The organism is Alteromonas sp. ABH4_454 (genome assembly GCF_056311775.1).
In genome coordinates, this window is record NZ_CM149972.1 from 3,552,665 (window position 1) to 3,570,710 (window position 18,046).

Here is an 18,046-nt window from a genome sequence, read left to right on the forward strand (position 1 = left end):
GGCTAAATGGCCATAACAGCAAGCATGTCTTCGCCATCTTCATCTAATCCCACCTCTTCGAAACCAAAACTTGAATAGAAGGTTTTAGCGACAGGATTCTTGGGGTTATAGCATATCTCAATAAATTTAAGCTCAGAAGTTTGCTTTATAAGCGCGATAGCTTGAGACAAAGCAACTCTGCCAATTCCTTCATTTTGATGGCTCTCATCAATCATAAAGCGCCAAATGGACACCTTAGTTGGCGTTTCCTGAACCCACATCAAGAATCCTACGGGCTGGTCGTTGCAATAAATGGCTTTACAGGTATGGTTATCATTATAAAAAGACTCAACCAGCGACCACATATTGCACGCAACAAATGCTTGTTGATCTTCCGCCACGTCCAAGTCACAAACCTGCTCATAGTTAGATTTGTTTATTTCTTCCAGTGAAATTTTCATCCTGTTTTCTTTTACGCTCGTTTTATTTCAATACGCATTATAAGCCGAACTTTATTCAATTAATCAACAAGCGATTATAGCCACGTCTAAAGGACGGGCCTAAGAACCAATGCCGAAAGGTACAACCCTAAGCCAAATACTGCATGGTTTAAAACGCTGTGTAGGCGAACAGCGTTAGGATTAGGCGTTTTCGACGCAGCAATTCCTGCGCCCATTCCAGGCTGCAATACGAAAAATGGTGCAACGACTGTGGCTATACCTAGTGCTAAAGCTGGCCCTGCCGATGGTTCTAGCAACCAAGCCTCTCCAAATATAAGAAGAAGTAACACCGCATAGCCAATACCAATCACGTAATGCACTGTCCACCCAATGGATTTTTCACCACTCACAACATCGGCGTTTGCAATAGAAGTATGCGAGAACCGCCCTTTTCTCATATGCCCTATCCAACGCCCTACCATGCCCCAATTAGTTGGAGCAATACCAAACAGTTGTTGCCTTAGCAGCGCCCATAAATCCATCACTAGGGTAGCCCCAATACCAATTAGCACGATTAAAACAATATTCTGCATATTCACACTCAACAGCTAGTTACATTTAATTAGAGATGATAGCCTACAACTTCAAGTTAACTTTAAGTCAAGCAATCCTTTGGAAAAATGTATGGAAATATCTCAAGTAGCCAAAAAGTCAGGAGTGTCAGCATCTACACTTCGGTTTTATGAAGAGAAAGGTCTTATCAGTTCTATTGGTAGGCAAGGTATACGTCGTGTGTTTAGCCCGAATGTACTAGAGCGTCTTGAGTTAATAGCATTAGGTCGCGCTGCAGGTTTTTCTTTAGAAGAGATTGCGGGGATTTTGGGGAACGAGGCAAAGCCTGAAATTGATCGTGAGCTACTACTGAGAAAAGCCAATGAACTAGACGGAACAATAAAGAAGCTCACAGCCATGCGCGATGGTCTGCAACATGCGGCAGCCTGCACCGCGCCAAGCCACTTAGAATGCCCAAGATTTCGTCGTTTGATGAACCTTGCAGGTACAGGGGCAATAAAAGGCTTAGCATAGAGTAAAAAGTAAGATGCCCGCATTGAGCGGGCATTTCATTGTCATCTATATCAATTTAACCGTAGTCGAAACATAGCACTCATTGTTTCAAACTATCGATAAAATCCTGCTGCGGTGACGTCTGCTTAGGAGGCAGCAACACGATTTTGCCCACGTGCTTTTTCTCAGAGAAATCTTTTTGTGCTGTTACGATATCTTCCAGCGGGTAGGTTTTAGCTAGCATAGGTTTTATTTCACCTCGCTCAATATATGAAACAAGATTTGGGAAAACCGGTTCATCCCACGCAGTACAACCAATAAAGGTAAGATCTTTTAAGTAAAAGTTGCGCATATCAAGGGTGACTATTGGCCCCGCGATGGCGCCGGAAGAAGCGTAGCGACCACCGCGTTTCATAACCACGGACATTTGTGTGAATCCGTCACCTGCAACGTTATCGACAACTACATCTACCGACTTTTCTCCTAACACTTCAACTAAATCGCTGTTGCGTTCGATAACGCGGTCTGCACCTATTTCCTTAAGCACGTCCATTTTATTTTTACCAACAACGGCGGTAACTGTCGCACCACGGCGTTTAGCTAACTGAACAACTGCAGAACCTACACCACCTGAAGCCCCTGTCACCAAAACATGCTCGCCTTTAGAAACACCAGCTCGATGGACCATATTTTCAGCAGTGCCATAAGCGCATGGTATGGTTCCGAGTTCGGCATCCGACCAATCACACTCGACAGCGAAGGCTTCACTCGCGGTTATTTTTACGTACTGGGCGAAAGCGCCATCGAAGTCTGACGCCATCCAAATATTCTCTAATGAGTCCCAAGAGTCTTTTCGGATGCAAGAACGTATCAAAATTCGCTCTCCGATACGTGTAGGGTCTACGCCTTCTCCAACGGCTACGATTCGACCACAACAGTCAGTCCCTTGAATAAACGGAAAAGGGGTTTGTTCATTCCATCCACCGTCTAACTCTTCTGCTGCGCTTGACTTCTCATCGTCATTCTCATCCAACGCGTCAGTGCCTTGCGTGACTTTAGAAGAATACCAACCTAATCGAGTATTAATTTCCGTATTATTAACTCCCGCTGCTAAAACCTGAACTAGCACCTCGCCAGCAAGCGGTTTTGGCATGGGAACATCGGTGTAATTTAACTGCTCATAACCACCGTTCGCCATGGTCACCACAGCCTTCATAGTCGTATCGTCAGGTTTTACATCGAATCTCTGCTTGTCGCCAAGCAAACTAGTAATACTCATAATTTCTCTTACGTTTAGGATTAATAACAATTAATACGCCCAAAATAACGTATGCCTGATGCTCATGCAAAGCAGCTACGTTTTTACGGTTAACATTTAAACGGCTGTGTAGTGCTTAAAGTTTACCGAAGTTAGGGCTTTCGCCAACGCGCTTTAATTCCACGGGTGTCAATATGAATAAATGGACCTCGGTGAGGTTTAGGTCCGTAAACTCCCAAACCACCAATTAAACCTTTATATTCACTGCGTTTATTCAGCTCTGCAATCATGTTGGCCATAACGTCAGCATCTTTAATATTTACTACACCGTCGCTATTCAAATCGTCCATTCGATAGTTACCGTCATTATCTACAAAAATGTCGGCAGCATCGCCATATACATGTCGGCTAAATTTCACGTTACCGATTGACTTGTTGTACTGAGGTGTTCTATAGCCGCTCATGATCACCATGTTTGAAACATGAATATTGTTCATATTCATTTCTCTTCTAAGCATTTCGAGCTTTAAAAGTAGAGACGGACGAAGGTATACGAACTTCGGGTAGCCAGAGCGCTGTTTACTGGTGAACTCTTTTAACTTGAAATGGGGAGACAACAATAAGTCTTGGTTATTTTTAGTAACTTCAATAAAGCCTTCGGGTTCAACGTAAACGTCTTTATTTTTGACTTCGCTTTCATCTGGATAGGGCCCTATATGATAATATTTTAGGCGTCCGCCCTGGACTTTTTCGGCAGGAACCATAACAAATACATTTAACGACATATTGACCTGTCCGTCTTCACTTCTTATTTCTAGACGCTGCTCACCAGGGGTATTTTTCGCCTTCCAGTGCCATGTCATAGACTCGGATTTTTCAACCATCACGCCGTTTTCAAACAATTGGTAGGTTTTGTCCGGCTGCGGATAAATAATTTCTAGCTCTGTAATCTCTTCAGGCAACACGAATAAAGAAAAAACGTTATAAGGCATTACTATATTGTTGATCTTTAAACTAAACTCCGCGTCTTCTAAGTGAGCTTTATTCTCAACGACAACTGGCTCATGCGGCGCTCTTTGAGTGCTTCTTTGAGAAACTATCTTCTGAACCTTCTCGGCACTTTTTGCATCTGCGCCCTGTGCAAGAGCATTCGCAAAATGTGCGTTCAAAAGTAATGCGAATGCCACTACCGAAACAATTAGGTTGTTCACTATCATCTTCATTTGCCTTGTTACCACTATTATTCGTTTATATTCTTTTACAGAGACGCTACCTGAGTAAGCGCCTTAGCATCGCGTCTATCGCGCTGATAGATATCATTTCTGAAGTTCACCGTACCGTCTTGTTCAGCCCACGCAGTCCAATACACCAAATGAATAGGCAAAGGTTCTTCAAGGTGAAAAGTTTTTGACTGGCTTAATTCACGGGCTGTTATGACGTTGTCCATTAGACTCTCTACGCCCTGCTCTTCTGCAATTAACTTTGCTAGTGAAAAAGGGTCTTCCAATCTAATACAGCCGTGAGACGCTGCGCGGTTTGTTTCACTAAACCATTGTTGATAAGGCGTATCGTGCACGTACACAGCGTGTCGATTCGGGAATAGGTATTTAACCTTGCCTAACGGATTTTTTTCGTTGGGAAGCTTTACTAGAAAATGATCAAACTGATAAGGCTTTATGTTTCCCCAATCGATTGTATCGGGGTCAACCAACTCATCATCAACAAAGCTATTTTTACGAATAACAATATTGTTTTCTTCTAAGTAGTTAGGGTTATCTGCTACTTTTGGGGCGATCTCTTTAGTCGTGATCGAAAGTGGTATACGCCATTCTGGGTTAACTACAAATTTTTCGATATGATCGCTAAAAGAAGGTGTAGCCCAACTTGGCTTGCCTACTACCACGTCTTTAGTGGCTTTTACTTTACCTTTACTAATATAGCGAAGGCGGAACTCTGGAATGTTGACTAACACATAAGCATCGCTGTCTTTTTCTTCGAACATCTCCAAGCGTGTTATATTCAGTGCTAATTGCTTGGCTTTCTCATCTGCCGACACACTTAGTGCAGCAAGCGTTTTTCTGCCCACTACACCATCAACTAGAAGGCCATGACGGCGTTGAAAATCTTTTACCGCATTTTCGACATCTGTATCGAAAACGCATGGCTCGGAGTGAACCGCTGTAAATGCGTGAGTACAATTTGTATTAATCGAAGTGTATTCTCTACCTAAACGAGAGACTAATGCAGTTATAGCTTGAACTTCCTCTTCACTGTAGGTGGGTGTTTCATCGGCTGTAGCCTTTCTTAATGCGCCATGTTTAAGAAGCAAGTCTTTGTTTAAGGCTTCCCAGCCACCTTGCTGAGCTATAGAAGAATAAAAAGCATAGGCACTTTTCATTTGCTTTAACTGTGTCTGCAAAACAGAGTCATTATTAGTCTGTTCTAATGCTTTCGGCGAGGAAGTAGAAACGGTCGAGGCAACACCTACTAAAGGTAACCAGAAAGATGCAGCAGCAATAATGAGTTTTTTCGCTATGCTAGAAGTTCGCTTTTTAGGCGCTAAAAAGCGACCAGAAGAGTTCACTTCCAATTGATCACTATGGCGCAATTGAACAGTATGCTTGACGGCTCGATGTTCGGTTTCCATTTTTCCTTTCCTTGAAAATACACACATAGACAAGGTCGCAAAACAAGTGCCAGGGAATAACAAAAAACACAACCTACTGAAAAATATAATTTATTTGTATAAACAGGAAGTGAAAGGCTTTAGATAACAGAATTATTATGTGTAGGTAATTCAGCTTTTCAGTAAGATTTTTACGGGAAAAGGTTAGAAAATCGCCGTAAATTTTACAAACTAGATAGGTTTAGAAATATAAATAGAGCCGCAATAGGGCTAAACGCTTCAGTGGAACACTCGATGTTTGGCGAAGACATATCTGGTAGTAGCCAAGAAGATTTAGTTAGGTAAGCAACTAAAAGGCTAAACACTTAACTAAACTATTTAACTAGTTGAACTAGCATCGTTTTTACAACAGTAAAAGTATTGTTGAACAAATATAACAATACGTCTAGGATGGTGACGGTGTTTACAAATCAAGCAGAATAAGGATATCAACAATGCTCAAATACTGTCTTTTCTTACTTTCGGTTATTGCAATTTCACAGGCTAACGCTGCATCAATTTCTTATTTCCCTTGTGCAGAACGGGAATGTGTTCAACGCTTCAAAGATATTAAAGTAAGCGCTCGCAAGCACATAAACGCAAATATTATATTGGGGGATATGTACCTTAATGGTTATGGAACCGATAAAAATAAAAGCAAAGCATTAAAAGCTTTTAAAAAAGCGGGGAGCTGGGGTTCTACTGAGGGAAATTATAAAGCAGGACTATTAATTATCTCTGACGATAACCTTGCTGATAAAGAGACAGGCTTACGCTTTCTTAGAGATTCAGCCAAGAGTGGTCACAAAAACGCGGTTTATTTTATGGCTGAGATTTTGTCGAACCCAAGCTATAGCGTACAAAATTTAGAGCAAGCTGACTTTTGGTTGGCTAAAGCGGCTGAGCAGCGCCATGAGCTGGTGCCTAACACAGTAGCTAGATTGAAGTCGGAGCAAAAGCTTAATGAACAAAACTTCCCACAAACGCTATCAACACTAGAAGAACTATCCGCGAAGAATTCTGATGAACAAGCCCCACTTGCCCACAAAGCAGGAGCATTAGCGCCAAACGGGGACGAGATTGAAGTCGTTACCGTTAAAACACCAAAACTTGGCGAGCTCATTGATACTGGTATTGAATACTATCAGAGCGCACCAATCTCCATCACAAAAAACACCACAGGTACAAGAATTAAGGGCCGTAGTTGTCAAGATAAAGCAAATGCATGCTCTGACATACCCACTGACCAATTCATACGCTATTACTGGCAATTTCTTATGAGTGATTTCTAAAAGAAGTTAACGTCTATATTTTATAAGACGCCCGGTTTATCACTTCATCGGGCGTTTTGTAAAAAACGGCTAGATTTAGCTGTATGTATTTACCTAAAAAAGATCTTATTCTTGCATTTGCGCCTAAATCACTTATCATGAGGGTTGAGAAAAAACATCTTTTTCCAACCTTGAGTTTCAGACGTTGCTTTCCATGGCAAAGGAATAAGAGAAACTATCGAGTAGTGAAGGTGTGGCTGCTTACCTTTGGCATTGCCAGTATCGCCAAGGGTTCCCACTTTATCTTTTTGCGATAACCAAGTCCCCTTCTCAACTGTAACTTCTTGCATGTGAGCGTAATAATGCACACGCCACTTGGGGCCTAGAACCGCGAGAACGTTCCCTCCTTTTCCCAATTCGCCTGTGTAGATAACGTAGCCAGAGGTAGCGGATTGAACAGGCGTGCCTTTTGCACCGAAGATGTCTACACCTTTGTGCACACCAGAGCTGCCCCATGGCTCATACCAAAACGTGTTGTGATTCCAGTCGTTAGAGGATGCCCCCTCTACTGGAATTACAAGTTTTTCTGGAATTACTAGCCCCGCGCAAATGTATACCAGAAAAATTAGTAAAATTGATATGATCGTTTTTTTCACAAAAGTTCCTTTTTATAGGTCCCACCTTTCGAAGGTTGTTTTCTCAGACTCAGATAAACACTTTATTGGGGAATTACCTTCTAGCTATCTCAAGGTGGTAAAAATATGGCTATCGTAAAACTGTCCATCTTTGAAAATGGCGCGTTGCAATATCGCTTCCTGCTTGAACCCTGCATTTAGCAGCAGCTTTTGCGAAGCAAAATTGGATGAAAATACGCAGGCGAAAATGCGTTCTATATTTGTGTCTGAAAAAGTAAGGGCAATAATTTGGCGCAGTGCATCGCGCATAATGCCTTTTCGCCAGTGTGATGAACAAAGCCAGTAACCAACCTCTCCAGACCTTTCATATTCAAAATGACCGCGGTTAACACCAATACACCCTACTAACTCGCCCTCATACTCAACAGCTCTTATAAAGCCTTGGGTACTACCCTCTTGAACCCACCACGTAGCATCTTCTCTTGTATAAGGGCTGGGAATTTTTGTCGAAAGGTATTGAGTGACCGACGGTTGATTTAAAATATCTACCAGTCTACCCACATCGCCCATTTTAAAATCTCTCAGTTCTACCTTGCTCAAAAATTTATTCCCTTAGTCGACTGTAGAGTGTAGCGCTTAGCTCATAAGACTAACTTACCAGCTGACTCCGTCTTCAGAAAGTCTTATTCACCATTGACAGGTAAACAGAAAACTTCACAATAGTTCTACTTCTTACCCACTCGCAATCATAATGCTGTATCTTTCCGAATTTCAAACAAAGCTTTCTAATCAATATATTACCCCTGCATTTTCGTTAACACTGAATAATGAAAAACCACCCTCGCACTACATTATTGCAGGTAGAAATAGTAGCGGGAAGTCGCTCTTAATTTCATCACTAGCGGGTAACGGTAAAGTAGAAAGCGGTATTCGCGAGAGTAGTTCTCTTGTAGCGGAAGTATCAGTATTTAAACAACAGGCATTAATTGAACAAGAAAAGCAAAAAGACAGTGCGGATATTTTAGATGTAATCGCTGAGCCAACACAGGTACGCGAGTTATTCTTACGCACCAATGAGGATTATCAAAATCACCCTTATTACAGCGAACTTACTTCTGCGCTGAGAATTGAACATATACTTGATAGTGCGTTTCTTTCGCTGTCTACGGGAGAAACCCGCAAGGTAATTATCATGCTGGCGTGGTTGAGCGACGCTGCAATTATTTTGCTTGATGAACCCTTCGAAGGCTTAGATGTGGAAGCTGTTAACGCATTTAGTCGCTTTCTTGCTTCTCAACAACAAGCCGCACTGGCGTTGACCGCCAACAAGCTTGCAGACATTCCTGAGGGCCTTCACGCACAACTCATTGTGATGGATGATCTAGCTATTACGTGGAAATCTGACGGCACACTTAACTATGATGACTTGCGCTCAGAGTTAAGCACTTGGTTTGCGCTGGAGTCTGATGATATCGATGTACCCTCAGCGCTAAACGCTAATGCTCCAAACCGCAGCGACCCAAATCGCAAGGAGTCAACCAGTGAACTTGATTCACTACCCCATACCTTAATCGAGCTGAATGACGGCTTTGTGCGTTTCGATGAACGTACTGTATTTGAAAAGCTTAATTTTACGCTTAATAAAAATGAGCATTGGCAGATAACGGGCCCGAACGGGTCAGGTAAAACTTGTTTGCTTCAAATGTTTACTGGTGATAATTCCCATTGTTATACCAACGACTTAACAATGTTTGGAATAAAACGGGGGACTGGCGAGAGCATATGGGATATTAAGAAGCACATTGGAATTATGTCGAATGCGCTGCACATGCAATACAAAGTAAACGCAAGTGTTGAACATGTAATCATTTCTGGCTTTCACGACAGCATTGGTCTATACACCCGCCCAACGTTGGCTGAGCGAAACGTAGCAGAACAATGGCTTGCTGTACTGGGCTTACAACAGAAGAAGAATACACCGTTTCAGTCGCTATCGTTTGGCGATCAGCGATTAGTGCTTATAGCGAGGTCTATGGTAAAACACCCTGCACTGCTTATATTAGATGAACCCTGTAACGGTTTAGACGACTTCAACCGCCAAAAGGCACTTAAGCTTATTGATATATTGGCAAAGGCTGGCACCAGCACGCTGCTGTATGTTAATCACAACCCAGAGGAATGCATTCCCAGCATTCGCAACACCCTGAATATGAAAGACTACAATGTTGCAAACTAAAATCTGAGAAGAAAAAGGCGCTATCACAAGGGAAAACTCATGAAAAAGAGTGATAGCGCCAAAGAAATGGTAGAAATGCATTAAAAGCGCTTAAAATCTGCATCTGGCTCATATTCAATGCAGTACTCTTTTTGAAACTACATTGGGTCTAGAGTAAGCAGCACACGTTGAGTATTTGGCTGCACTTTGCAAGACCGATGTACGGCGGCAAACTCTTCATGACCTTGCCAAGACTTTCCTTTGAGTAACCCCACATCAAAAGCACTCATTTGTTTAATGCTGCTTTCTTGGTAGCGCTGCCCTAGCCTATTCTTCGTAAGCCCTTGCGTATTCGCTTCGTTAAGGCCAATCATCGGGCTAGTTACCACCCTTTCTTTAGGTAACCACTCAGTACCTTCGCCTAAATAAGTATTTACCAATCGAACAGGAATATTGTCTACGTGAAAGCTGGGGCACATTGCCGAAGATAGGGGCACGAGTCTTACCCCTACACTGTCACAATCAAATAGTGTGGTAAGCATGTCAGAAAGCAGATAAATATCATCAATGGCGGCTTGTTTTCCAATACTGGTTTCTTCGCCTGGTAGAAGCGTGGCAATTTCCTTCCTTAGAGAAGCAACAGAAAACACACCACGAATACCCATTCCTAGTGATTTAAAAACCTCGCCATAATATTGGGAGATGAGCGGCGCCTCGGGTCTATTCCATACCGTAACGCTAACCCCTTCTTCAAAAATATCGCCCAGAACTATAGCGTCGGCGCTTGAACGCCAAGAGTTGCTATGTTCAAAGGAAGTAATGTGGTCTTGTAACGCCTGCATGCTAGTGCTCCCACGCAGGAAATGGGTCAGGCATTTCAGCCCAAACATGGTGGCCTTGAATAAGCTGTTCATCAGTTAACAAGCAACTGTCTAAGCGCCTGATTATGTCCTCTTTATTAAGCCCTTGCCCAATAAATACTAGCTCTTGACGCATATCACCGAAAGGCTCCATCCATTGCTCTTCAATGGCTTTAAGGTAGTCAGGGTCTTCAGGCCACTGCTCTTTGGGTACGGCTTTCCAAAACAATCCAGCGGCTCCGTATCTCGCCATGCCGCCAGCCTGGCTCCAACTGCCTGCAAGCTGTGGGCGCGTTGCCAGCCAGAAGAAGCCTTTTGAACGAATTAATTTGCCAGCTATTTCTTTACTATGAATAAAATCATAAAACTTCTGCGGGTCAAACGGACGTCTTGCTTCGTACGAAAAGCTGCTGATACCAAACTCTTCGGTTTCTGGCACGTGTTCGCCACGCATTTCTTTCAACCAACCCGGCGATTGCTGAGCACGCTCAAAGCTAAACCGACCTGTGTTTAATACCTTATCTAGAGGTACTTTCCCATGCTCAATAGGAACTTGAATAGCCTCGGTATTTAGGGTTTGAAGGATGCTTTTAAGGCGAGCCAAATCTTCTTCAGAAACCAAGTCAATTTTGCTTATTAGCAAAATGTCAGCAAATTCCACTTGCTCTACCAATAAATCTGCCACGCTTCGCTCGTCTTCCTCACCCAAGCTCTCACCCACTTCGTTGAGAAACTTAGCTTCGTCATAGTCTTTAAGAAAATTCAATGCATCAACAACCGTGACCATGGTATCGAGACGAGAGATTTCCGATAAGCTTTTGCCGTCTTCATCGGCAAAAGTAAAAGTCTCGGCCACTGGTAGCGGCTCCGATATGCCCGTAGACTCAATGACCAAATAATCGTACTTCCCTTCGTGCGCTAAACGCTCTATCTCTTCAAGTAAATCTTCTCGCAACGTACAACAAATGCAACCGTTGCTCATTTCAACCAGCTTTTCTTCAGCTCGATTAAAACTAACCTCGTTTTTCACGGTAGCGGCATCAATGTTGATTTCGCTCATATCGTTGACTATAACCGCCACTTTCAATCCATCACGATTATTCAGAATATGGTTTAGAACCGTGGTCTTACCGGCGCCTAGAAAGCCCGATAGTACGGTAACGGGAAGCTGAGTTTGAATTGACATAACGACTCGCTAAGTTTCATTTTAAATCTCGAATTTAATAAATGTTATAACATAACAATTAAAATGAAAATAACGATATGATTAATTTATTGCAAAACGCTAGTAATACTCAGCGAGAACGAGTTGACAATAATGTTATCGAAGAAAGAGCCATTTCCTTTCAGGTCTGAAGTGCACTGCACTTATACAAATCGCAAAACCAAGGAAATAATAACGCCTGTTGCGATAAGCTGAACTAAGCAAAACCCCATAATATCTTTGGCTTTTAGGCCAGCTATGGCAAGTACGGGTAGTGCCCAAAACGGCTGAATTAAGTTCGTCCAAGCGTCGCCCCACGCCACTGCCATTGCTACCCTATTTACTTCCGCACCCAGTTCAGCAGCCGCAGGGAGGATTACAGGGGCTTGCACCGCCCACTGCCCGCCACCCGAAGGTACGAAAATATTAACAATGCCTGCACTAATAAAACTCCATACGGGCAACGACTCTGCAGATGCAAAACTAATTAGCCATTCTGACATAGTCTGCGCTAACCCAGATTGCACCATAACCGCCATGATGCCAGCATAAAACGGAAACTGTATTACAATTCCGCTGCCGCCCTGAACCGCTTGCTGCAAGCTATGCAATACATTGCGTGGCGTGCCGTGAAGGACAATAGCAAGGAAAAGAAATAACGTATTAACGATGTTTAGGTTTAGCCCGCCGCCAGAAATGAAATAATTTGTAAGATAAGCAAGCCCAGCGAAACCGACAAGTAAACCAAGTGCTTTGCTGTTTTCAAGTTTATCAGCGGGTCTTTCGTTTTCTGCTGAAGGTAAAGCATCGTCTTGTAGCTTTGCGCTATCCACAATTACGCTTTCAGATTTAGGAGGTAGCATTAAGCGATTCACAAGGGGAGCAACTACAAACATTATTGCCAACAACAGTAAGTTGAAGCCGCTAAAAATCGTCTCGCTGGTACCAATTACGCCTATTTGTTCCTCTGAAAAATGGCCCGGTGTTGCAATAGTTAACGGTACAGAGCCCGCCAGTCCGCCATGCCATACGACAAAACCTGAATATGCGCTCGCCACCAATAGTCGATAATCTACTGACACTTTTCTTGCAAGTGCTTTGGCGAACAACGCACCTACTACTAGCCCGAAGCCCCAGTTTATCCAACTGGCTGTAAGCGACACTAAAGTAACCAGTACAATAGCGCTTCCTGGGCTCTTAGCTAGACGGGCGAGACTTTCCAGCAGCGTTTTGACTAGCGGCGTGCATGCCAGCATGAACCCGGTTACTAATACCAAGAGCATTTGCATTGAGAAAGTTAGCAACCCCCAGAAGCCGTCGCCCCACTGTTGAACTGTGGTAAGTGGTGATTGGTCTTGAATGACCACCGCAAAGACAAGCGTTATGAGCGTTAACAATAAAACGAAAATATAAGGGTCGGGAAGATATCTTTCGACGAGTTTTACGAAGGGTTTTGATGCACGATTTAGCATTAACGCTCTCACAACTTGTTAAAAACTTGTTGCATATTAACGCGTTTACTTCCTCGTTGGCGAGAGGCTAGTTAATTTTGCTTAGCCACTTCTGTAAGGTTGAAGTTACTTTTTGATGATCGATAGGCTTTGTTAGAAAGTCGTCCATACCTGCTGCCATGCACATATCTTTATCGCTCTGCATGGCATTGGCCGTCATCGCTATAATAGGCGTACTTTTATAGATATCTCCTGCCGCACCTTCACGGATGCATTTCGTTGCTTCGAACCCATCCATTTCGGGCATTTGGCAATCCATAATTATTACGCTGTATTGTGCTTCAGGCTTGCTGTTCTTCAACATATCTAACGCTTCTAGTCCATTATTAGCTACATCCACCTGATACCCTTCGCTTTCGAGTGCATTAGTAGCAACCAGTTGATTTATCGCATTATCTTCAACTAACAAAATCCGTATTGCTTCGATATCAAGTAAGCGTCTCTTAGGTTCCTGCTCTGCTAGGTCTTCATCTGGATGTTGCTCTACAAAGTCTGCAGTACCTATAACCAACTGCCGTGAATGCACATCGTTTTGTGTACCGGGTTTACCTACCGTGGTTTCAAGTATTCTTAGTAAATCTGAGGTCGTTATCGGCTTAGGCAGACACTCATCAATGAGCATCCCTCTAAACTCGCTGTAGCTATCGACATCGCTTAATTTGGTCATAAGAATAGTACGACAGTGTTTCAAGTTAGCCATACCCTTAAGGTTCAGTAAGTGATTGTCTTGCTCGTGGTCATCAACGACTTTTTCCAAAAACAAAATATCAATACTTAAAGGATTTTGTTCACTAATCTCATCAGCTAAGTAAAGCGCTGCAGCCTCTTCTAGTGAAGATGCAGTTAATGCATTCACACCCCAAAGCCCAAGCTGGTTTTGCAAGGTATGCCTTGTTGAGGCATTGTTATCCACTATTAAGCAACGCGTGTTTTCTTTAACAAGTTCAGGTTGCAGTGTCGTGCTTTCCTTCGAGCCCGTAACTTTGCATATAACGTTGAAGCAGCTACCTTTGCCAAGCTCTGACACAACGCTTATGTCACCACCCAATAAATGACACAAATTCTTTGTAATACTTAAACCAAGTCCTGTGCCGCCGAAGCGCCTCGTTGTAGACGCATCTACTTGGGTGAAGGCGTCGAACAAATGAGGAAGTTTGGATTCCGGGATGCCTATTCCCGTATCTTTTACAGTTAAGCGCAGCATAGCTTCATTTTCAACATCACTTGGAAGTAACCTTGCTGCAATGTAAATTTCACCCTGTTCAGTGAATTTAACGGCATTGCTTAAGAGGTTAGTCAGAATTTGTTGAATTCGGTTTGGATCTGAATATATCTTTGTTTCGCTGATTTCAGAGAGATCAACGATTAGTTCTAGGTCTTTTTCTTGTGCTGAGTGCGCTACTGATAGTGCAACACTTTCCACTAACTCCCTTAAGTCAAAATCCACTGACTCTAGCTCAAGCTTGCCCGCTTCTATCTTTGAAAAATCCAGGATGTCATTGATAAGCACAAGCAACGAGTTAGCACTGGTTTTAGCAATACTCACGCGCTGGCTTTGTTCTGCTGTCAGGTCACTTTTTTTCAACAGGCCAAGCATACCTATAACACCATTCATCGGCGTCCTAATTTCGTGGCTCATATTGGCAAGAAATTCAGACTTCAACTTCGTGGCTTCTTCGGCACGTTCAAGCGCTTGTTTTAAATCGTTCGCCTGCGCTTTTAGCGACGCAGTTTTTTCAGATACCTGCTGTTCTAGTGTTTGAACAAAGCGTTTCTGTTTAGTGATTTCGGTTTGCTGTAGGCGGGTGCGCAGGTAAATCACTAATACAACCATACCTATCAAAAATAAGCCGTAGATAGTGTATGCCCACCAGCTTTTCCATGGTGCTACTGCCACATGTAAATTCAATGATAGAGTATCATCACCCCACTCACCATTGGGTTTCATGGCTTTTACGAGCAACCTGTAGTCGCCACCATTTAAGTTGGTAAACGACACCGAAGTATGATTTCCAATATGAATCCACTGCTCATCGTACCCTTCTAACTTGTAAGCAAAGCGGGCACGCTTAGGGTCTGAAAAATCTAAAATCGCAAAATCTAATGAAAAAAAGTAATCTTCATAAGAAAGGTTGATATCAGTAACATAGGACAGTGGCTTATTAAGCTCTACTGACTCCCCCATTTTGTTAAAACCGGTAAGAACTATATTTGCGCTAACAGCATCGGTTTGCTCTTGGTTATATTTGAAGTACTCTACCCCCCGCTGACTACTCGTAAAATAGGTATTTTCACCCGCTTTAATTAAGCTATCAGAGTAAAAGTTTTTGCCTGCCAAATCTGTATTACTGTTGTAGCTAATAACATTTTGTGTGTCGGGATTATAAAGAAAAACACCTTTATTGGTGGTAAGCCACAGCCTGCCGTCCTCGCCATCAGCGATAGCTCTTATTAAGGTGGTGGGCAGCCCATTCTTCTCACTAAAATGCTTGAAGGTTTTAGACTCGGCGAAATACTGGTACAACCCCCTTTGGGTAGCTATCCATATTTCTCCATCATTCGTTTGGTGTATGTCTTCTACAATGCTATCGACCAAACTTCCCTGCTGGCCCTTTGCGCCACTAAAAAACGTGAAACTTTCACTATCAGCTGACCACAAATTCACACCTCCGCCCGTGCCCACCCAAATATTGCCGCTGGCGTCTTTGTATAAGCTATGAATTTCTGGGTGCGTTAAGCCGTCTTCGGTTGTGAGATGTTTGAATTTTTCGGAATGCTTATTGTAAACGTAGATACCGTGCTTATAAGTACCAATCCAAACATTGCCATCATTATCTAATTCAAGCGCTCTAAACTCACGAAACTGACGATAATTGCTGTCAGTCTTAGGGTATTCAATGCGGTTTATTGCTTTAGTATGTCGATCAACTCTGACCACAAAATCATCTTGTGCTACCCACAGAAACCCTTCTTGATCCGGCACGATAATAGGTCTTTCTATAACTCCACGCTCTTTATAACCTTCAAGCTCTTTAAATACCGAGTCGTATTCTTTTTGCAAAAGCTCTTCTCTCACTTTCCATTTGAATACGTCGGCGTTTGCCGTAACAATGAGTACATCGCCACTTTTATTGCCATTTTTATCGCTGTCATCAAGTGCTATATCAAGTGCGATACCACTTGGTGCGGTTAGTAATTCACTATTAATTTGTTTAATTTTTCCGCGAGGAGAAAATTTAAAAATCCCGTGAACCTCACTGGTAATCCACTTGGTTTTAGTATGATCTTCAAAAATTATGCGAAGGCCGTTTTCATAACCAAAGTCGACCTTTTCAACATAGTTCCCCTCTCCGGTATGACGATACAATCCCTCGGTAGTGACGAACCATATTTGACCATCATGGTCCTCAATCATTGAGTTTACTTGGCTTAGTGGTTTACCTTCTCGTGTCGTTTGAGGCAGAAAAACACCGGAACTTGGAAAGAATAAGAAGGGTCCATTTTGCGTAGCGACGAATAGCTGATGAGAAGATGTACGAAGTAAACTACGTATTTCATTCGCGCCCGTAGCCGTTTTGTTTTTTGGATCCGGCAAGAAATGCTTGGCGTCTAACGATTTTTTATCGAGTAAATTTATCCCATAGCTGGTCGCTACCCACAGACTATCGGCATCGTTATCAATAATGTCCCAAATGCGATTGTGGGAAAGACTATTTTTATCCCCTGGTATTTTTTGTACTCGCTGAAATTCTCCATTGCCTAAAAAACGATTAAGCCCTTTGTCGTAAGAGCCTAGCCAGATATCACCTGCGTTATCTTGAAAAAGTGACTGAATTCGGTTTGATGACAAAGAATTTGTATCATCAGGCACATTTAAATAGCGCTCATACTGACCGGTTGTAGGGTCGTATTTGTTAACACCACCGCCCCACGTACCCACCCAAATATTGCCCTCGGCATCCAACATTAAGTTGCCGGCATCGTTATGAGAAAGGCTTTGGCCGTCTTCGCTATTCGATTCAAAGAGCTTAACGTTGCGACCGTCATAACGCATGACGCCATTTTCTGCTGTGCCAAACCAAAGGAAGCCTTGGCGGTCTTGGACTATGGAATAGATTTCTGATGAAACAAAGCCATCTTCAGCGGTTAAAAGTTCGACCGCATATTCGTTCATTAACTTATTCGAACCAGATGCGAGCGCAACAGTAATACACACTACATTTAGAAAAGCGATTGCAAACACGCGGAAGGGTGAGAGTATAAATTTTTTCGTGTTCACCAGAGGGGTTGTCTTCAAATCAAGAATTGAGCAGCTAATTAAACTTGTTTAACTTTAGTGCATGTTGTCGCCGCTCACCATTCTACAAAAGGCGCATTTGTCACCAACAAATAAACGCTTCTTGACCTGAATCATGACGTACAAAAGCTATAGGTATATGATTAACGATGACATTAACCAACAAGGCCAGTAGATAGTCTCTTTTTAAACGCTTTTGTGCTGAAAGAAAAAGAGACATTAAAGCCCGATTTTATTTGCGTCAGGAGAACACAATGACAAAGTCATATAAAGAAATTACCGATAGCTTAAATCCGTATCTAGCCGAGGTTAAAAAAGGCGTGCCAGAAGTCATGAAAGGGTTTTCTGATATGGCTAAGGCTGCGACCGCAGACGGTGCGTTGGATAAAAAAACGAAAGAACTTATTGCTCTTGCGATTGGTATTGCAACGCGATGCGATGGCTGCATAGGCTTTCATGCTAAAGCGTTAGTGCAATTAGGTGCTACCCGTGAAGAAATCGAAGAAGTGTGCGGTATGTCGGTTTACATGGGCGGAGGCCCATCGTTTATGTACGCTGCAGATGCTTTGCGTGCATTTGATGAGTTTAGTGAATAATTCCTAATAAAAAAGGGCCGAGAAAATTTTCGGCCCTTTCGCTTGCTTTG

15 protein-coding genes are annotated in these 18,046 nt (G+C 42.8%); 4 read left to right on the forward strand and 11 right to left on the reverse strand.

Features of this window, described 5'->3' with window-relative positions:
- Positions 1 to 2 precede the first annotated feature (2 nt).
- Positions 3 to 440, reverse strand: coding sequence for a GNAT family N-acetyltransferase (locus ACYX4W_RS15515; RefSeq protein ID WP_476073767.1), 438 nt, complete (start codon positions 438 to 440; stop codon positions 3 to 5).
- 86 nt (positions 441 to 526) lie between these two features.
- The gene (locus ACYX4W_RS15520) at positions 527 to 1,012 is read right to left on the reverse strand and encodes a DUF2938 domain-containing protein (protein WP_476073768.1); all 486 of its coding nucleotides are present in this window, start codon (positions 1,010 to 1,012) and stop codon (positions 527 to 529) included.
- Between the two features lie 91 nt (positions 1,013 to 1,103).
- Between ACYX4W_RS15520 and ACYX4W_RS15525 the strand changes: the two genes are divergently transcribed.
- Positions 1,104 to 1,505: a helix-turn-helix domain-containing protein gene (locus ACYX4W_RS15525; protein ID WP_476073769.1), complete on the forward strand. Its 402-nt coding sequence runs from the start codon at positions 1,104 to 1,106 to the stop codon at positions 1,503 to 1,505.
- 79 nt (positions 1,506 to 1,584) lie between these two features.
- Here ACYX4W_RS15525 and ACYX4W_RS15530 read toward each other — a convergent pair whose 3' ends face one another.
- The 3 genes from ACYX4W_RS15530 to ACYX4W_RS15540 form a co-directional block, all read right to left on the reverse strand.
- Positions 1,585 to 2,763, reverse strand: a complete 1,179-nt coding sequence (locus ACYX4W_RS15530) for an alcohol dehydrogenase family protein (protein WP_476073770.1) — start codon at positions 2,761 to 2,763, stop codon at positions 1,585 to 1,587.
- 131 nt (positions 2,764 to 2,894) lie between these two features.
- Positions 2,895 to 3,959, reverse strand: coding sequence for a YcbK family protein (locus tag ACYX4W_RS15535; RefSeq protein ID WP_474806012.1), 1,065 nt, complete (start codon positions 3,957 to 3,959; stop codon positions 2,895 to 2,897).
- 41 nt (positions 3,960 to 4,000) lie between these two features.
- Positions 4,001 to 5,389, reverse strand: a complete 1,389-nt coding sequence (locus tag ACYX4W_RS15540) for a L,D-transpeptidase family protein (RefSeq protein ID WP_476073771.1) — start codon at positions 5,387 to 5,389, stop codon at positions 4,001 to 4,003.
- A 473-nt stretch (positions 5,390 to 5,862) separates the two neighbouring features.
- Here ACYX4W_RS15540 and ACYX4W_RS15545 point away from each other — a divergent pair, with 473 nt between their 5' ends.
- Positions 5,863 to 6,699 (forward strand): tetratricopeptide repeat protein, encoded by an 837-nt coding sequence (locus ACYX4W_RS15545; RefSeq protein WP_476056319.1) that lies wholly within the window; start codon positions 5,863 to 5,865, stop codon positions 6,697 to 6,699.
- Positions 6,700 to 6,827: 128 nt separating this feature from the next.
- Here ACYX4W_RS15545 and ACYX4W_RS15550 read toward each other — a convergent pair whose 3' ends face one another.
- Positions 6,828 to 7,334: a M23 family metallopeptidase gene (locus ACYX4W_RS15550; RefSeq protein WP_476073772.1), complete on the reverse strand. Its 507-nt coding sequence runs from the start codon at positions 7,332 to 7,334 to the stop codon at positions 6,828 to 6,830.
- Positions 7,335 to 7,418: 84 nt separating this feature from the next.
- On the reverse strand, positions 7,419 to 7,913 hold the full coding sequence (locus tag ACYX4W_RS15555; RefSeq protein WP_476073773.1) for a GNAT family N-acetyltransferase: 495 nt from the start codon (positions 7,911 to 7,913) through the stop codon (positions 7,419 to 7,421).
- A 151-nt stretch (positions 7,914 to 8,064) separates the two neighbouring features.
- Between ACYX4W_RS15555 and ACYX4W_RS15560 the strand changes: the two genes are divergently transcribed.
- Entirely contained in the window at positions 8,065 to 9,549 is a 1,485-nt protein-coding gene (locus ACYX4W_RS15560; RefSeq protein WP_476073774.1) for an ATP-binding cassette domain-containing protein, read from the forward strand.
- Positions 9,550 to 9,686: 137 nt separating this feature from the next.
- Here ACYX4W_RS15560 and ACYX4W_RS15565 read toward each other — a convergent pair whose 3' ends face one another.
- From ACYX4W_RS15565 to ACYX4W_RS15580, 4 genes are all read right to left on the reverse strand, one after another.
- The gene (locus tag ACYX4W_RS15565) at positions 9,687 to 10,370 is read right to left on the reverse strand and encodes a DUF1826 domain-containing protein (RefSeq protein WP_476073775.1); all 684 of its coding nucleotides are present in this window, start codon (positions 10,368 to 10,370) and stop codon (positions 9,687 to 9,689) included.
- Position 10,371: 1 nt separating this feature from the next.
- Positions 10,372 to 11,574, reverse strand: coding sequence for a zinc metallochaperone GTPase ZigA (zigA, locus tag ACYX4W_RS15570; protein ID WP_476073776.1), 1,203 nt, complete (start codon positions 11,572 to 11,574; stop codon positions 10,372 to 10,374).
- A gap of 182 nt (positions 11,575 to 11,756) precedes the next feature.
- On the reverse strand, positions 11,757 to 13,064 hold the full coding sequence (locus tag ACYX4W_RS15575) for a short-chain fatty acid transporter (RefSeq protein ID WP_476073777.1): 1,308 nt from the start codon (positions 13,062 to 13,064) through the stop codon (positions 11,757 to 11,759).
- A 67-nt stretch (positions 13,065 to 13,131) separates the two neighbouring features.
- On the reverse strand, positions 13,132 to 17,277 hold the full coding sequence (locus ACYX4W_RS15580) for a hybrid sensor histidine kinase/response regulator (RefSeq protein ID WP_476073778.1): 4,146 nt from the start codon (positions 17,275 to 17,277) through the stop codon (positions 13,132 to 13,134).
- A gap of 377 nt (positions 17,278 to 17,654) precedes the next feature.
- On the opposite strand from ACYX4W_RS15580, the gene ACYX4W_RS15585 reads away from it, so the two are divergent.
- Positions 17,655 to 17,996, forward strand: coding sequence for a carboxymuconolactone decarboxylase family protein (locus ACYX4W_RS15585; protein WP_202943007.1), 342 nt, complete (start codon positions 17,655 to 17,657; stop codon positions 17,994 to 17,996).
- The last annotated feature ends 50 nt before the right edge of the window (positions 17,997 to 18,046 follow it).

What these genes read in the sequence shown, in the direction of transcription:
- ACYX4W_RS15535 (WP_474806012.1), bottom strand. Translation starts at nt 3,959, where the DNA reads ATGATAGTGAACAACCTAATTGTTTCGGTAGTGGCATTCGCATTACTT.
- ACYX4W_RS15530 (WP_476073770.1), bottom strand. Translation starts at nt 2,763, where the DNA reads ATGAGTATTACTAGTTTGCTTGGCGACAAGCAGAGATTCGATGTAAAA.
- ACYX4W_RS15545 (WP_476056319.1), top strand. Translation starts at nt 5,863, where the DNA reads ATGCTCAAATACTGTCTTTTCTTACTTTCGGTTATTGCAATTTCACAG.
- ACYX4W_RS15575 (WP_476073777.1), bottom strand. Translation starts at nt 13,064, where the DNA reads ATGCTAAATCGTGCATCAAAACCCTTCGTAAAACTCGTCGAAAGATAT.
- zigA (WP_476073776.1), bottom strand. Translation starts at nt 11,574, where the DNA reads ATGTCAATTCAAACTCAGCTTCCCGTTACCGTACTATCGGGCTTTCTA.
- ACYX4W_RS15565 (WP_476073775.1), bottom strand. Translation starts at nt 10,370, where the DNA reads ATGCAGGCGTTACAAGACCACATTACTTCCTTTGAACATAGCAACTCT.
- ACYX4W_RS15515 (WP_476073767.1), bottom strand. Translation starts at nt 440, where the DNA reads ATGAAAATTTCACTGGAAGAAATAAACAAATCTAACTATGAGCAGGTT.
- ACYX4W_RS15520 (WP_476073768.1), bottom strand. Translation starts at nt 1,012, where the DNA reads ATGCAGAATATTGTTTTAATCGTGCTAATTGGTATTGGGGCTACCCTA.
- ACYX4W_RS15580 (WP_476073778.1), bottom strand. Translation starts at nt 17,277, where the DNA reads ATGAACGAATATGCGGTCGAACTTTTAACCGCTGAAGATGGCTTTGTT.
- ACYX4W_RS15525 (WP_476073769.1), top strand. Translation starts at nt 1,104, where the DNA reads ATGGAAATATCTCAAGTAGCCAAAAAGTCAGGAGTGTCAGCATCTACA.
- ACYX4W_RS15585 (WP_202943007.1), top strand. Translation starts at nt 17,655, where the DNA reads ATGACAAAGTCATATAAAGAAATTACCGATAGCTTAAATCCGTATCTA.
- ACYX4W_RS15540 (WP_476073771.1), bottom strand. Translation starts at nt 5,389, where the DNA reads ATGGAAACCGAACATCGAGCCGTCAAGCATACTGTTCAATTGCGCCAT.
- ACYX4W_RS15560 (WP_476073774.1), top strand. Translation starts at nt 8,065, where the DNA reads ATGCTGTATCTTTCCGAATTTCAAACAAAGCTTTCTAATCAATATATT.